The organism is Pseudoalteromonas sp. CH_XMU1449-3, assembly GCF_037027245.1.
GTDB classification, from domain to species: Bacteria; Pseudomonadota; Gammaproteobacteria; order Enterobacterales; family Alteromonadaceae; genus Pseudoalteromonas; species Pseudoalteromonas shioyasakiensis.
Genome location: NZ_JAYMDY010000001.1, coordinates 135321 through 149836, shown reverse-complemented (window position 1 = coordinate 149836; position 14516 = coordinate 135321). Strand labels below are relative to the sequence as shown.

Here is a 14516-nt window from a genome sequence, read left to right as displayed (position 1 = left end):
TCATATTGTGCGATAAACATAGAATTTTTTCATCAACGCCGCTTTTTTATATTTTTTCATGTAAAATACCGCGCTTTAATAATTGCAAAGAATGAGTATTACCATGCAAACCACAATGCCAGATATTGCTGATACGGCTCCCGCCTTACAAACAGGTAAATTAGACTGGGTTGGCATGGGCGAAATTGAACTTCCTTTCATTTTTGAAACTCGCAATATTGCCCCTGTAAATGTAATTGCCAAGGCACGCGCTTTTGTAAACTTGCATAAAGAAGACGCAAAAGGCATTCATATGTCGCGTCTATTTTTAGCCCTTGATACCTTATCAACCGAGCAGCAAGTTAATCCACAAACTCTTAAACAAGCTCTTGATGCCTTTATTAGCAGCCATGATGATTTAAGTGACCAAGCACAAATCGAATTTAAATTTGAGCTACCTCTGCGTCGTAAATCTTTATTAAGTGGCAAAGTAGGTTGGAAAAACTACCCTGTTCATTTGATCGCTAAGATCAACCAAGGCATTGTAAGCTTTGAGTTAATGGTTGATGTTACTTACTCGTCTACATGCCCATGTTCAGCGGCTCTTGCTCGTCAATTAATTCAAAATGCCTTTAGCGAAAAATTTGCTGAGCAAAACATTGATAAGCAAACTGTTTTAGAATGGCTAGGCACAACAGACGGCATTGTTGCTACACCACACTCACAGCGTTCAATTGCAAACGTGAAAGTAAAACTCGACAGCCAAATTGACAGTTTTGATGTGGTTGGCTTAATTGATGCTTTAGAAGCTGAGCTAAAAACGCCAGTACAAGCGGCAGTTAAACGTGAAGATGAGCAAGAGTTTGCCCGCTTAAATGGTCAAAACCTCATGTTCTGCGAAGATGCTGCACGTAAAATTAAAGGCTTACTAGAACAGCAAAACTACGCCGATTATTGGCTGCAAATAAATCACTACGAATCACTTCATGCCCACGACGCAGTAGCTATCGCTGTTAAAGGGGTTACTGGCGGATACACAGCTTAAAAATTTCTGGTGACTCCACACACTTAGGCACGCTAATTGCTTTTAATTTTCAGTGTCAATTTGTTGTTGTGGAGTTACCGTATGGAATTCGCTTTATTATCAATTTTAGTTTTAGTCGTAGTAGCCTCTGTTGTTGCGTCAAAGTTTACCGATGAAGGCGGAAACCCTTACCCTTTCACTCGTAAGCAAACTGTTTTTACGCAAGTTGAGAGTGCTTTTTTACATCTTCTAGAACGTGCTGTAGGCGACCAATATAAAATCGTCAGCCGCGTTAAACTCATTGATTTAATCGACTGCAAGCAAGGCTTATCTGTCAAAGCAAAACGTGCTGCAATGGCTAAAGCCAAAAACAAACAGTTAGATTACGTACTTATCGACAAAGACAAACTTACTATTGTTGCCGCTGTTGATTTAGTAAATAACACCAACCGCGACGGCCATAAAGCACAACGTGATTGGTTTGTTAGTGGCGCATTAGAAGCGGCGGGCATCCCGCATATTCGCATGAAGGTAAAATCAGGCTATCAACCAAGAGAAGTACGTGATGCAATCATGTTTAAACTTGGTAAACCTGCAGCAGCGCCTGCAAGACCTGCACGCAACCGCATTACTAAACCTGCGGTATTATCACCATCACAAGCAAAAGCACACTCAACGGCGCTTGCAGAAATATAACCTGTCACAATATTGGCAAAAGCAGACTTTAAGGTCTGCTTTTTTGTTTGTTTCAGGCATTTTTAGGTATAATCATCCTATTCAATCTAAGGAATCAAATATTATGCACGTTGGTATTATTGGCGCGATGGAGCCAGAAGTAAAAATCTTACGCGAAGCAATGGTAAACCCAAGCATCATGACTAAAGCTGGTTTTACCTTTTACACCGGTGAACTAGCGGGTAACACAGTTACTTTAGTTCAATCTGGTATTGGTAAAGTGGCTTCTGCAGTAGCAACAACACTACTAATCGATAACTTCAGTCCAGATTGTGTGATCAACACAGGTTCTGCAGGTGGTTTTGAGCCATCGCTAAATGTAGGCGATGTGGTTATTTCTTCAGAAGTTCGTCACCATGATGTAGACGTTACTGCATTCGGTTACGAAATCGGTCAAGTACCACAAATGCCAGCAGGCTTTGCTGCGCACCCTAAACTGATTGAAGCGGCAGAGCAAAGCGTAAGTCAAATCAGCGATGTTAAAACCATGATTGGCCTAATTTGTACTGGTGATTCATTCATGTGTGACCCGGTACGAATTGAAAAAACACGTGCTGAATTCCCAACTATGCTTGCAGTAGAAATGGAAGGTGCAGCAATTGCACAAGCTTGTCATGTGCTAGAAACACCATTTGTTGTTATTCGTTCAATGTCTGACATTGCTGGCAAAGAGTCGCCGCAATCATTTGAAGAGTATATCGAAACTGCATCTATCAACTCATCTAAAATGGTTGTTGCTCTTTTAGAGAAGCTAACATCGGTGAGTTTATAAGGTGATTGCAAATATTGTTCAAAACCATTTGGACATTATTGTATTTTTTGTAGCGCTCTTAGCTGAGCGCTTCTTTCCTTTGGTTAGTTGGTATCATCCTAATACCTTTTTAACCGTTATTTTCTCTGCGCTTAGCGAGCGTTTATACAACCCAACGAACCCCAAAAGCTATCAATATTTAGCCTCAACCTTAGCTTTTACTCTCACCATTTTAGTGATAGTGACATTGGTTGTGCTGTTTTTAGAGTTTGCTTTTTACCCTGAGCTATTAAATGGCTTAATTTTATATCTGTTACTCAGTAGCCGCGCTCAAGAGAAGAAATCATTACGTATTGCCAGATTACTCAAGCTCAACCAAAAAGCGACTGCAAGAGAGCTACTAGCTAGCCTCGTTGCCCGTGATGTATCACGTTTATCAGCCCCAGGCATTTGCAAAGCAACCATGGAGTCACTGGTGCTTCAAAGTGCGCGGCATTATTTTGCCGTTATATTCTTTTATCTACTTGGCGGCGCTATCCTTGCTTTGGTTTATCGCTTACTCACATTAATTCATCAGGCATGGCGAAAAAACCTAAAACCCAACAACCCGTTTTTGGCTCCCATTGCTAAATTACTATTTGTATTGGAGTGGTTACCCACTCGATTAGTTGCATTAACGATTGCAGCAACTAATGCCAGTAAACAATGTATTCATTATATAAAACACTATGGCAGACACTTTTATCAAACCAATACAGGATGGCTGTTAAGTGTTACATCGGCTGCTTTGCAAGTACAGTTAGGCGGCCCTGCCCTTTACCAAGGTGAGCGCTTTAATAAAATGCGTGTTGGGACTGATCGCCTACCAGATGCCGATGATATTCCTGCTTTAGTGAATCGCTTAAATCAAGCGAAAGCATTTTGGTTACTACTGATAGTCGGGATTGAAGTAATTAGCCTATTCACAAACTAATCAAAATATAAGCACAAAAAAACCAGCCGCAGCTGGTTTTTTATACCAATTAGCTTTATTAAGCTAAGGTGATTTTAGCAAACTTACGTTTACCTACTTGGTAAATCTGTGTTGTGCCTTTAGCAACTTCAAGCTTAGTATCCGTTACTTTCTCTTCACCATTAATCTTTACAGCACCTTGTTTAATCATACGCATTGCTTCTGACGTACTAGCTACAAGGTTAGCTTCTTTTAATAGATTAGTAATAAACACAGTGTCTTCAGCAGTTGTTACTGTCACTTCTGGGATCTCATCTGGTAATGCATTCTTTTGGAAACGCTTGATGAAATCTTGATGAGCACCTTCGGCTGCTTCTTCACTGTGGAAACGTGCAATCATTTCTTTGGCAAGTTCAATCTTGATGTCGCGCGGGTTTGCACCATCAGCAACACGCTGTTTAAGCGCAGCAATTTCTTCGATAGATAATGCACTTAATAAGTCATAGTAACGCCACATTAGATCATCGCTGATAGACATTACTTTACCAAACATGTCGTTTGGCTCATCAGTAATACCAATGTAATTACCTAATGACTTGGACATTTTCTGAACGCCATCAGTACCTTCAAGCAGTGGCATCATAAGTACTGTTTGTGGCTTTTGACCTTCGTCTTTTTGTAATTCACGACCCATTAATAGGTTAAAACGTTGGTCTGTACCGCCAAGCTCAACATCAGCTTCTAATGCAACTGAGTCCCAACCTTGTACCAGTGGATATAAAAATTCGTGGATAGCAATTGATTGGCCGTTGGCATAACGCTTTTTAAAGTCATCACGTTCTAGCATACGTGCTACTGTTTGACGCGCAGCCAGTTTAATCATACCTGCTGCACCTAAGTTCTCCATCCAAGCAGAGTTGAATGCAACAGTTGTTTTAGCAGGATCAAGAATTTTAAATACTTGCTCTTTATAGGTTTCAGCATTAGCTAAAACATCTTCACGAGTTAACGGTTTACGCGTTACGTTTTTACCCGTTGGATCACCAATCATACCGGTGAAGTCACCGATTAAGAAAATCACTTCATGACCTAGGTCTTGGAAGGTTTTCATTTTGTTGATAAGAACTGTATGACCTAAATGCAGATCAGGCGCAGTTGGATCGAAACCCGCTTTGATCTTAAGTTTCTTACCAGACTTTAGCTTTTCGACTAATTCGTCTTCAATTAATATCTCTTCTGCACCGCGTTTTATCTCAGCTAGAGCGGTTTGTAAATCCACTGTGTATTACTCCAAAAATTCAGCTACCGGGGCGTGGTGGCCTGTCAGGGTTATAAATATAGAGCTAAAAACTTTAAAATTTAGCTAGTTAGCACCAAAAAGCGACACTAGAAAAAAGCCTAACTTAAATAGTTTAAGAAACAGCCCTGAAGGCAGCGCGCATGATTGTTCTTTATACCGCGTTATTGCAATTTAATGAAGGTACTTTAGTTAACTAATATAGATTTAGTTTAACCATAGGCATCTGCTGCAATTTTAACCAAAAAAGTTTAACGCGCTGAGCAATTCTAGCGTAAAATAGCGCCAGTTTAAATCTACAAAACACTGGTATTTGCTCTATTTTAGGTATATCCTGCGATATTAGTATTTAAATTTCTTGACAGCAGAAAAGGCACGATATGGTTCACGTAGTGCACAAACTTCCCAAAAAACACAAACTGCTTATTCTCGGTTTGGTTTCTGCTATTGTTGGCTTGGCATTATTGCCTTCTGAAAAAGCCACCGCTTCAAAGGATAACAGTGCAAAAGCACTTGAAATTGGCAAACGCTACGAATTACAAGTTAAAGTTGATGATAACGAAAAACTAACTGAGCTTAATTCGCAGCAAGCAGCAGCAAAACTTCCAGAATACGAGCTTATCGACCATGAAGTACGAAATGGCGATAATTTAGCACTTATCTTTAAACGTGCGGGCTTCTCAGCGCAAACATTACACAAACTTGTTAATACCAACGCAGAAACTCGTAAGTTAACAAAAATTCACCCAGGCGAAATCTTAAGCTTTGCAACAGCTGAAGATGGCTCTTTAGCTCAGCTGCGTTATGTGATCTCGAAAACAGATACCTTATACGTTACATTAAATGACGAAGGTAACTACGACACTTCTATCGATAGCAAAGAAATCGAAACGCTAAGTAAATCTGCTGGCGGCGAGATCTCTAATAGCTTTTGGACGTCAGGTATTGCCGCTGGTTTAAGCGAGCGTCAAATTATGAATTTTGCTGACATTTTCGGTTGGGATGTCGACTTTGCTAATGACATTCGTAAAGGTGACCAATTTGGTCTCATTTATGAAGCTCACTATGTTGATGGTGAGTACATTGGTGATGGTAAAATTATTGCCGCAGAATTTATTAACCAAGGTGAGCGTTACACTGCTATTCGTCATACTGATGGTAACTTCTACACACCTGAAGGCCGTAGCATGAAAAAAGCCTTCTTACGCGCACCTGTTAACTTTAAGTATATTAGCTCGAGCTTTAACCCGCGCCGCTTACACCCTGTGACCAAAACGGTAAAACCACATAACGGTATTGATTACGCAGCGCGTACCGGTACGCCAGTTGTATCATCGGGTAATGGTAAAGTGATTAAAGCAGGCTACAGTAAATACAACGGTAATTATGTATTTATTAGCCATGGCACACAGTATGTGACTAAGTACTTACACTTAAACAAAAAGATGGTTAGAACTGGTCAGAAAGTGAAGCAAGGCCAGAAGATTGGTACCGTTGGTGCGACAGGTCGTGTAACGGGCCCTCACTTACACTATGAATTCTTAGTAAACGGTGTTCACCGTAACCCTAAAACGGTCAAACTACCTAAATCAGAGCCTCTACCGCGCGATGAGTTAGCTAAGTTTAAACCGATTGCTGATAACTTCTTAGCTCAATTACAGCGTAACCGTGAGTTACAATTAGCTTTAAATAAGTAGTAGGTAAACATGTAAAAGCCGCTTCAACTTGAAGCGGCTTTTTTGTGCCTAGAATAAATCCGGCTAAAACTATTATAGACTTTACTAAAACGAGTACTGAAGGCACTGCGGGTTAATACAATTATTACCTTAAAAGAACATAGATAAGTTGAATAATTAGCGAAATCATCATCAGTGGCCAAATGTACTTTGCATACTTTGTCGCGCCATCAAGCCCCATTTTAGACTGATACTTTTCAAGTAGCGGTATTAGAATAACCAAAGCAACAAAAAGGCATAATAAGATAATAAAGATATTCATGGTGGCTTCCTTACACAACTATCATTTAACTGCAATTTCTTTAGGATGACCCTAGTCTATAGGCAAAAAAAAGCGCAGTAAAATTACTGCGCCAGTCGGTTGGAAGTAAATCGACTTAATCGTGTTATTAGCCAACAATCGCTAACAAAATACCTGCTGCAACGGCACTTCCTAATACCCCTGCTACGTTTGGTCCCATGGCATGCATTAACAAGAAGTTATGCGGGTTGCTCTCAAGACCTACCTTATTAACCACACGTGCTGCCATTGGTACCGCAGATACACCGGCTGCGCCTACTAATGGGTTGATTGGCGATTTTGAGATCTTATTAAGACCTTTTGCCATAAACACCCCTGAAGCTGTACCAATTGCAAAGGCCAAAGCACCTAATACCAAAATACCGATTGTTTCTACGGTTAAGAACTTATCGGCTGCAAGCTTTGAGCCTACCGCTAAGCCTAAGAAAATGGTGGTAATGTTGATGATTTCGTTTTGTGCACTATTACTTAAACGATCAACCACGCCCGATTCACGCATCAAGTTACCTAAGCAGAACATACCTACCAGCGGTGTTGCCGCAGGTAAAAACAAGATAGTTAAACTAAGCACCATTAATGGAAAAACAATTTTCTCTTTTTTCGATACTGTACGAAGTTGCGGCATTTGAATTTCGCGCTCTTCTTGCGTTGTTAGTGCGCGCATAATTGGCGGCTGAATAATTGGCACAAGTGCCATGTATGAATAAGCCGCTACTGCGATTGCACCAAGTAAATCAGGTGCCAACTTAGATGCTAAGAAAATAGCTGTTGGACCATCTGCCCCACCAATAATGGCGATGGCCGATGCATCCTGTAGAGAAAACTCAAAGCCTGGAATAAAGTTAAGTAGAATTGCACCAAATAAAGTAGCAAAAATACCAAACTGCGCAGCCGCGCCTAACAGCAACATACGCGGATTTGCTATCAGGGCACTAAAGTCTGTAAGCGCCCCAACTCCCATAAAGATCAAAAGTGGGAATACTCCAGAGTCAATCCCGATGTGGTACACGTAATAAAGCAAACCACCCGGCTCAGATAACCCAGCAACTGGGATATTAGTTAAAATAGCCCCAAAGCCGATAGGTAATAACAACAGTGGCTCAAAGTTACGGGCGATTGCTAAATAGAGTAACAAGCAACCTACCGCAATCATGATCAATGCCGGAAAAGTAAAGTTAGCAATACCCGTGGCATGCCAGAGGTTTAAAACACCATCCATCCTCTGTCTCCTATGCCAGTGCGATTAGCGCATCGCCAGTGGCAACAGAGTCGCCTTCTGCTACTAATACTTCAGCTATTGTGCCTGAGTGTGCAGCGCGAACTTCTGTTTCCATTTTCATCGCTTCCATAATGATAACCACATCACCTTCATTTACTGTTTGGCCAGCTTTTACCTTCACTTTGAAAATATTGCCTGCTAACGGCGCGTTTAAGGTTTCGCTAACAGACGCTGAAGCTGACTGAGGAATTAACTCACTGTCTTTTAGGGTTACTTCTTTGAGCTCACCACCTTGCGCTACAACTACATCGTAAACTTTGCCATCAACTTTAACGCTGTATTGCTCTGCTTTTGCAGGGCTTGTAGAGGCTGGCTTAGTTTCTGACTTAGCGACTTCACCCGTTGGAATTGCTTCAAACGCATCAGGGTTGTTACGGTTTTTAATAAACTTAAGGCCGATTTGAGGGAATAATGCGTAAGTAAGCACATCATCAATCACGTCATCAGCAAGCTCTAAACCTTGCTCTTTAGCTTCACTTAATAACTCTGCTTCAAGCTTCTCAAGTTCAGGTTCAAGCTTATCAGCAGGACGGCACGTAATTGCTTCAGCCCCCTCTAGTACACGCTCTTGTAGCTCTTTATTCATTGGCGCCGGTGTTGCACCATACTCGCCTTTGAGTACACCCGCAGTTTCTTTTGTGATGGTTTTATAACGCTCGCCAGTCAGTACATTGAGTACCGCTTGAGTACCTACAATTTGCGACGTTGGTGTAACTAAAGGAATGTAACCTAAGTCTTCACGTACACGCGGGATCTCAAGTAATACTTGATCAAGCTTATCAGCAGCACCTTGCTCTTTAAGCTGATTTTCCATGTTAGTTAACATACCGCCAGGTACTTGGGCTAATAAGATACGACCATCAACACCTTTAAGGCTGCCTTCAAATGCAGCGTATTTCTTACGTACATCACGGAAATAAGCGGCAATTTCTTCTAACTCATTTAAATTAAGGCCGGTGTCACGCTCAGTGCCTTCTACAATTGAAACAATGGTTTCTGTTGCGCTATGACCATAGGTCATACTCATTGACGAAATAGCCGTATCAAGCATATCGATACCCGCATCGATTGCTTTTTGGTAAGTTGCAGTACTTAAACCTGTCGTCGCGTGGCATTGCATTGCGATAGGAATAGATACAGTTTCTTTTAAGCCTTTGATCAACTGCTCGCAATCATATGGCTTTAATAAACCCGCCATATCTTTAATACAAATTGAATGACAGCCAAGATCTTCTAGTTGTTTTGCCAGCTCAAGCCACATATCAAGCGTATGGACTGGGCTTACTGTGTACGAAATAGTACCTTGGGCATGAGCACCTACTTTAACTGCGGCTTTAATGGCAGTTTCAAGGTTACGTACATCGTTCATCGCATCAAAAATACGGAATACATCAACACCGTTTTTGTGGGCACGCTCAACAAACTTTTCGACTACATCATCAGCATAATGACGGTAACCTAGAAGATTTTGTCCACGAAGTAGCATTTGTTGCTTAGTGTTTGGCATTGCCGCTTTTAGCTCGCGAATACGTTGCCAAGGATCTTCACCTAAATAACGGATACACGAGTCAAACGTCGCACCACCCCATGATTCAATTGACCAATAACCCGCATTATCGAGTTTTTCTGCCATGGGTAGCATGTCGTCTAAGCGCATACGCGTTGCCAAAAGAGACTGGTGTGCGTCACGCAATACTAATTCGGTTAATTTTAATTTAGCCATGTTTAAGCTGCCCCGTTATTTTTGTTTATTTCGAAATTGAGCAATTGCAGCGCTGATTGCTGCAATATGTGCCTGTGGCACACCCTGTTGAGGTTGAATTTTTGCTGTACGCGTAGGTTCTGCAGTTGCAGGATCATCAAATCGACCCACTACCTTTGACATTAAAGTGACTGCTGAAATCAAAATAGTCAGAAAAACAAACACGCCTACCATGCCTGTCACCATCAAACTGGCCGCAGTGGTGAGTAATCCACCTATATCCATACGACTCCCCTCGCTTACTTAAAATAAAAAGTTATTTTTGTTAAATAATTATGCACCAATAATAACAAACAAAATTCATTTGTATAGCACCATTGTAAATTGGTAAAACCAATTAAATTTAAAATAACATGACGCACATATAATTAACACCCTACTATTAGCGCATTTAAAGCCCCGTTATAGATGATATAAATAGTCAATATAGCCAGACGTTATATGTTCAGCTATTAATCAACCATAGTAAAATGCCTAAAAACCACGCACAACAAGGTGTTAGAGCTACCCCCTTAAAATAAAGTTAAATTGGTCTTACCAATAACCATAACAATTCTCTTTTTCCTCATTCATCTCAATATGAAAAAATATCACTATGAATAAGTTACATGCTTACTCGTAAAAGTTACCAAATGATGAACCCTATAAAGAACGACAAAAACACGCAATCCATTGAAATATATAAAATAAAACTTATGGCACAGAACTCGCTTTAGTAATATCGAACTTAAGAAAATTTAAATAGCCAAGGAGACCACTATGTTACGCTGGACAATTACTTTTTTAGTTATCGCGTTAATCGCAGCAGTGTTAGGTTTTGGCGGTATCGCAGGAGCCGCTGCAGGCATCGCTAAGATTATCTTTTTTATATTTTTAGTATTACTAGTTATTTCGCTGGTATCAGGAGCACTTAGAGGCAGTGTCCCTAAGTAGTTAAAAGCAGATAACCACTTACTTTATTTTAAATTTACAAGGAATTTCATTATGAAAAATTCAACTTTAAAAGCCGCTACTATCGCCCTATTTTCAGGTTTATTCATCATGGGTTGTGAAGACAACTCTGCTGAAGACGCAGGTGAGCGTATTGATGAAGCAATTACTGATACACAAAATGCAGTTGAAGATGCATGTGAAGAAGTAAAAGAAGGTGTTAACGCAGAAGAAACTAACTGCTAATAACACACCTTTACTAAGAAAAGCGGCCAAGTGCCGCTTTTTTGTGTATGTAAGTTAGCAAGTTAGCGACTCTAAGCTGCAAACTGCTTGTGTCAAGCAGCTTACTAACTTTACTCTTTCCCCTTGAAACTCACTAACTTTACTCTTTCCCCTAGAAACTCGCTAACTTGATGGGTTTCGCTCCGCTCTACCCTACATCATGTAGGTCGTCATTTATGGCGACACATAACCGCTAACATTGACGGGCAAAAGCCCGACCTACGACTTACACGTAGATTTAAGAAACATCGCGCGAAATAAATTTCACGCCTACGTGAGCCTCAAACTCGATAACTTTACTCTTTCCCCTAGAAACGCGCTAACTTGTTGGGTTTCACTCCGCTCTAACCAACCTACGAGCTCTTTTGTTTTAATCTGATAGCTGACGGCTGAAAGCTGATAGCTTCTTTATCTAGAAACTCGCTAACTTTAAGCTTTCATTTACAACCCGTTGTGAGGGGCTCGTTTGTCGTTACACTCGCTATATGCCACTGGCCGTCGATAAAACTCACCTTTGCGACATCGCTTACAGCAAAGTCGCCAGGTACATTTAAGCGCGTTAAGTTGCTCGCTAACTGCTGCTGGCAATATGGGCCGGTATCGCCATGCATTACAAGTACAGGCTTATTGGTGTGCTTTGCGAAGTCGCTGATGGCATCTCGGTATATTTTAAATGCATCACAATTAGAGCGCTGTGATTCACTGCAAGTGGGTTTACTGGTCGGGTGGTAAATGTCAGCCTGAAAGCCAAACACATAGGCATTAGCATCTTGATGAACAAGTGCTTGTTTTAACCAAATTAAGTTGTACTTATCACGCTTGTCGGCGTCATCAAGTGCTGCGTTTTTGTCACTTTTTAAAATTTGTGAGCGACCATTAAAAGTGCCCGGTATATGCAAAGTGCGAAACTCAATGCCATCAAACTGCCAGCGAGCATTTTCTAGCATTTCAGCTTGGGTTGCATAGCCCTGAAGTTGCTGAGCTTTTTTTGTATAAGCATCGTCAAACATCAAGCCTTTAACAAAGCTTAGCCGTTCAAGTTCATCAAAACGCACCGATAGCTTTTCTCGGTCGCAATCGGTCCATTCATTATCACCTGGGGTGTAAATAAAAGGCTGCGGGGTCAACGACGTTAATAACGCTTTATTACTTTGCAAAAGCTTATTGGTGCAAGCAAGCGCTCCTGATTTCATATCACCTAAGTGCATTAAAAAGCCATGGGGTGTTGCTGCGATTGCTTTAGTAATTTTTCCATCTTTGGCGAGATTGATTTCATCAATCGGGGTGTATGGCATATCGCCCATAACTAAAAAAGTATTTGTGGTCATTGCAAGTGCTAATGACATTGAACTAACAAACATACAGCTTACACCTTTAAAATACGCATACCTTAAGCTCTCACAATGACAACTAAATGAAAACCAACTACGGAAGATTTTTTCTATCAATGTTAAACTGCTGCCAGCAAATTAAGTGAGCCTACGAATGACATTAAGTACAACTTACACATTAGATAAACCGTATTATTACGAATGCTTTGATGAGTCTCTACCTTATTCATCACAAGCTAAGCCTAAATACCCGCTGTTGGTATTGTTAATAACCTTAGGCTTATTAGCTTTTTATCAATTAGAGAATCATTATCTGGGCAGCTTTATGATTATGCTTGCCGTGGTTGAGTGCTTATCGTTTTATTACAAGCGCCCATGGTGGGTCGCAAGACAAATGATGAGTCGTGCATCGGGTAGCGAAGTCACTATCGTATTTGATGATGAAGGCGTTAAAGCCGAAAACCCGCATAAAAGCTACCAATTAAGCTGGCAACAAATTAGTGAGATTATTGAAACTGAGCGAGGTTATATTTTAAAGGCTCAGCGCGGTATGCAATATATTTCTAAACAAGCGCTAAATGATGAAATGACAGCCGAACTAAATAAAAGAGCCACTCAGTGAGTGGCTCTTAAAAATATCTGTCGCTGATTAAACGTTGCCCGGATTTGGGTTAGATTTCTCTGCTTGAATTCGCATGTAGATTTCTTCACGATGTACTGATACATCTTTAGGTGCATTTACACCAATGCGAACTTGATTTCCTTTAACACCAAGAACAGTAACTGTTACTTCGTCACCGATCATAAGGGTTTCACCTACTCTACGAGTTAGTATTAGCATTCTCTTGCTCCCATGTTCCAAAAAATTAAAAGATTCCGCGTCAAAAACATTCTAATGAAATATAGACTTAAAAGTAAGTAAAAACTCTAGATCTTATTCATTTTCAGTTAAAAAAACTTTGTGTAGCGCACGTACAGCCAGTTCTAAATACTTTTCGTCAATTAAAACTGATATCTTTATTTCTGATGTCGATACAAGCATCACTTTGATGTTTTCATCGGCAAGGGCATTAAAAAATAAACTTGCCACACCAGAGTGAGATTTCATCCCTACACCTACTGCAGACACCTTGGCAACATTGCTGATCCCTTTAATAGATTCTGCGCTGATACCATCTTGGTTACTGGTCAAAATTTCAAGCGCTTGCTCAAAATCATTCGTGTGCACAGTAAAAGCATAGTCTATTTTTTCAAAGTTATGATTAACTTGATTAATCATATCTATTTCGATGCCGAATTCTGCAAAAAGTTTCAAAATTTTTGCAAGGTTTTCCGTTCCTTGGTGCACGCCATTAACGTAAATCAGACTTTCGTCACGATTAAAGGCGATACCCGACACAATGTTTGCTTGCACATCCGGCTCCTCAAAACTGATCAAGGTCCCTTGATCCGGGTTAAAACTCGATAACACTCTGAGCGGTATATTATATTTTCCTGCGGCTTCGACACTACGAATATGTAGCACCTTAGCCCCAAGGCTGGCCATTTCGAGCATTTCTTCGAAGGTGACATGGCTCATACGTCGCGCATTTGGTTCAATACGCGGGTCGGTGGTATATACCCCATCAACATCAGTGTAAATTTGGCATTCGTCGGCATTGATAGCACCTGCAATCTCAACCGCAGAGGTATCTGTTCCACCGCGACCAAGCGTAGTGATATTGCCTTCAATATCACGGCCCTGAAAGCCCGCTATAATAGCGATACGGTTATGCTCAAGTTCATGCTTAAGACGAGTCGCAGCAATCTCTTCAATGCGCGCTTTACCAAACATGTTATCGGTACGAATGTTGACCTGATCAGCAAGCAAGCTTACCGCTGAGTGACCACGTTTGATGATAGCCATTGCCAGCAGAGAGACTGACACTTGCTCACCGGTGGTTAGCAATACATCAAGCTCACGAGCACTAGGTCGAGAATCGATTTGTTTAGCGAGTTTAATTAGACGGTTAGTTTCTCCCGACATAGCCGAGAGCACCACCACAACTTGATGGCCTTGTTGCTTGGTTTTTACAACAAGGTCGGCGACGGCCTCAATTCGCTCTATTGAGCCAACTGAGGTGCCACCGAATTTTTGGACGATAAGTGCCACTA

General features: G+C 40.9%; 16 protein-coding genes. 8 read left to right on the top strand and 8 right to left on the bottom strand.

The features are described 5' to 3' along the window. Positions 1-103: 103 nt before the first annotated feature. The 4 genes from folE2 (at position 104) to WA256_RS00685 (ending at position 3462) form a co-directional block, all read left to right on the top strand. Positions 104-1024 (top strand): GTP cyclohydrolase FolE2, encoded by a 921-nt coding sequence (gene folE2 / locus WA256_RS00700; RefSeq protein WP_062564931.1) that lies wholly within the window; start codon positions 104-106, stop codon positions 1022-1024. A gap of 81 nt (positions 1025-1105) precedes the next feature. After that, positions 1106-1699, top strand: coding sequence for a DUF2726 domain-containing protein (locus tag WA256_RS00695; protein WP_062564930.1), 594 nt, complete (start codon positions 1106-1108; stop codon positions 1697-1699). A gap of 103 nt (positions 1700-1802) precedes the next feature. Then, on the top strand, positions 1803-2510 hold the full coding sequence (mtnN, locus tag WA256_RS00690; RefSeq protein ID WP_054551291.1) for a 5'-methylthioadenosine/S-adenosylhomocysteine nucleosidase: 708 nt from the start codon (positions 1803-1805) through the stop codon (positions 2508-2510). 1 nt (position 2511) lies between these two features. Then, positions 2512-3462 carry a cobalamin biosynthesis protein CobD/CbiB gene (locus WA256_RS00685; RefSeq protein ID WP_058585663.1) on the top strand — a complete coding sequence of 317 codons (951 nt, stop codon included), beginning with the start codon at positions 2512-2514 and terminating at the stop codon, positions 3460-3462. Positions 3463-3520: 58 nt separating this feature from the next. Here the strand turns inward: WA256_RS00685 and tyrS are convergent, their stop codons facing one another. Continuing rightward, positions 3521-4720, bottom strand: a complete 1200-nt coding sequence (gene tyrS, locus WA256_RS00680; protein ID WP_335988264.1) for a tyrosine--tRNA ligase — start codon at positions 4718-4720, stop codon at positions 3521-3523. 398 nt (positions 4721-5118) lie between these two features. Between tyrS and WA256_RS00675 the strand changes: the two genes are divergently transcribed. Then, positions 5119-6435: a peptidoglycan DD-metalloendopeptidase family protein gene (locus WA256_RS00675; protein ID WP_054560778.1), complete on the top strand. Its 1317-nt coding sequence runs from the start codon at positions 5119-5121 to the stop codon at positions 6433-6435. A 124-nt stretch (positions 6436-6559) separates the two neighbouring features. Here WA256_RS00675 and WA256_RS00670 read toward each other — a convergent pair whose 3' ends face one another. The 4 genes from WA256_RS00670 to WA256_RS00655 all read right to left on the bottom strand — a co-directional run bounded on the left by WA256_RS00670 (position 6560) and on the right by WA256_RS00655 (position 10041). Further along, positions 6560-6736, bottom strand: coding sequence for a hypothetical protein (locus WA256_RS00670; protein WP_335988262.1), 177 nt, complete (start codon positions 6734-6736; stop codon positions 6560-6562). 127 nt (positions 6737-6863) lie between these two features. Further along, the gene (locus WA256_RS00665; RefSeq protein ID WP_054560779.1) at positions 6864-7994 is read right to left on the bottom strand and encodes a sodium ion-translocating decarboxylase subunit beta; all 1131 of its coding nucleotides are present in this window, start codon (positions 7992-7994) and stop codon (positions 6864-6866) included. 10 nt (positions 7995-8004) lie between these two features. Continuing rightward, positions 8005-9777: a sodium-extruding oxaloacetate decarboxylase subunit alpha gene (gene oadA, locus WA256_RS00660; protein WP_055198140.1), complete on the bottom strand. Its 1773-nt coding sequence runs from the start codon at positions 9775-9777 to the stop codon at positions 8005-8007. A gap of 15 nt (positions 9778-9792) precedes the next feature. Next, a complete protein-coding gene (locus WA256_RS00655) occupies positions 9793-10041 on the bottom strand; it encodes an OadG family protein (protein ID WP_054560781.1) in 249 nt (82 codons plus the stop codon). A gap of 534 nt (positions 10042-10575) precedes the next feature. Here WA256_RS00655 and WA256_RS00650 point away from each other — a divergent pair. Together WA256_RS00650 and WA256_RS00645 are read left to right on the top strand one after the other, a co-directional pair. After that, a complete protein-coding gene (locus WA256_RS00650) occupies positions 10576-10749 on the top strand; it encodes a DUF1328 domain-containing protein (protein ID WP_064971747.1) in 174 nt (57 codons plus the stop codon). A gap of 51 nt (positions 10750-10800) precedes the next feature. Then, positions 10801-10992: a hypothetical protein gene (locus WA256_RS00645; RefSeq protein WP_054551284.1), complete on the top strand. Its 192-nt coding sequence runs from the start codon at positions 10801-10803 to the stop codon at positions 10990-10992. Between the two features lie 476 nt (positions 10993-11468). Here the strand turns inward: WA256_RS00645 and WA256_RS00640 are convergent, their stop codons facing one another. Beyond that, a complete protein-coding gene (locus WA256_RS00640; protein WP_335988249.1) occupies positions 11469-12392 on the bottom strand; it encodes a hypothetical protein in 924 nt (307 codons plus the stop codon). A 124-nt stretch (positions 12393-12516) separates the two neighbouring features. Between WA256_RS00640 and WA256_RS00635 the strand changes: the two genes are divergently transcribed. After that, positions 12517-12984 carry a YcxB family protein gene (locus tag WA256_RS00635; protein WP_335988247.1) on the top strand — a complete coding sequence of 156 codons (468 nt, stop codon included), beginning with the start codon at positions 12517-12519 and terminating at the stop codon, positions 12982-12984. Positions 12985-13011: 27 nt separating this feature from the next. Here WA256_RS00635 and csrA read toward each other — a convergent pair whose 3' ends face one another. Then, positions 13012-13203: a carbon storage regulator CsrA gene (gene csrA / locus WA256_RS00630; RefSeq protein ID WP_036970495.1), complete on the bottom strand. Its 192-nt coding sequence runs from the start codon at positions 13201-13203 to the stop codon at positions 13012-13014. Positions 13204-13296: 93 nt separating this feature from the next. Then, the gene (locus tag WA256_RS00625) at positions 13297-14514 is read right to left on the bottom strand and encodes an aspartate kinase (RefSeq protein ID WP_058585667.1); all 1218 of its coding nucleotides are present in this window, start codon (positions 14512-14514) and stop codon (positions 13297-13299) included. Between the last annotated feature and the right edge of the window lie 2 nt (positions 14515-14516).

Excerpts from the sequence above, each read along its gene's own strand:
- folE2 (WP_062564931.1), top strand. The coding sequence starts at position 104 with ATGCAAACCACAATGCCAGATATTGCTGATACGGCTCCCGCCTTACAA.
- WA256_RS00695 (WP_062564930.1), top strand. The coding sequence starts at position 1,106 with ATGGAATTCGCTTTATTATCAATTTTAGTTTTAGTCGTAGTAGCCTCT.
- mtnN (WP_054551291.1), top strand. The coding sequence starts at position 1,803 with ATGCACGTTGGTATTATTGGCGCGATGGAGCCAGAAGTAAAAATCTTA.
- WA256_RS00675 (WP_054560778.1), top strand. The coding sequence starts at position 5,119 with ATGGTTCACGTAGTGCACAAACTTCCCAAAAAACACAAACTGCTTATT.
- WA256_RS00670 (WP_335988262.1), bottom strand. The coding sequence starts at position 6,736 with ATGAATATCTTTATTATCTTATTATGCCTTTTTGTTGCTTTGGTTATT.
- WA256_RS00665 (WP_054560779.1), bottom strand. The coding sequence starts at position 7,994 with ATGGATGGTGTTTTAAACCTCTGGCATGCCACGGGTATTGCTAACTTT.
- oadA (WP_055198140.1), bottom strand. The coding sequence starts at position 9,777 with ATGGCTAAATTAAAATTAACCGAATTAGTATTGCGTGACGCACACCAG.
- WA256_RS00655 (WP_054560781.1), bottom strand. The coding sequence starts at position 10,041 with ATGGATATAGGTGGATTACTCACCACTGCGGCCAGTTTGATGGTGACA.
- WA256_RS00650 (WP_064971747.1), top strand. The coding sequence starts at position 10,576 with ATGTTACGCTGGACAATTACTTTTTTAGTTATCGCGTTAATCGCAGCA.
- WA256_RS00645 (WP_054551284.1), top strand. The coding sequence starts at position 10,801 with ATGAAAAATTCAACTTTAAAAGCCGCTACTATCGCCCTATTTTCAGGT.
- WA256_RS00640 (WP_335988249.1), bottom strand. The coding sequence starts at position 12,392 with ATGTTTGTTAGTTCAATGTCATTAGCACTTGCAATGACCACAAATACT.
- WA256_RS00635 (WP_335988247.1), top strand. The coding sequence starts at position 12,517 with ATGACATTAAGTACAACTTACACATTAGATAAACCGTATTATTACGAA.
- csrA (WP_036970495.1), bottom strand. The coding sequence starts at position 13,203 with ATGCTAATACTAACTCGTAGAGTAGGTGAAACCCTTATGATCGGTGAC.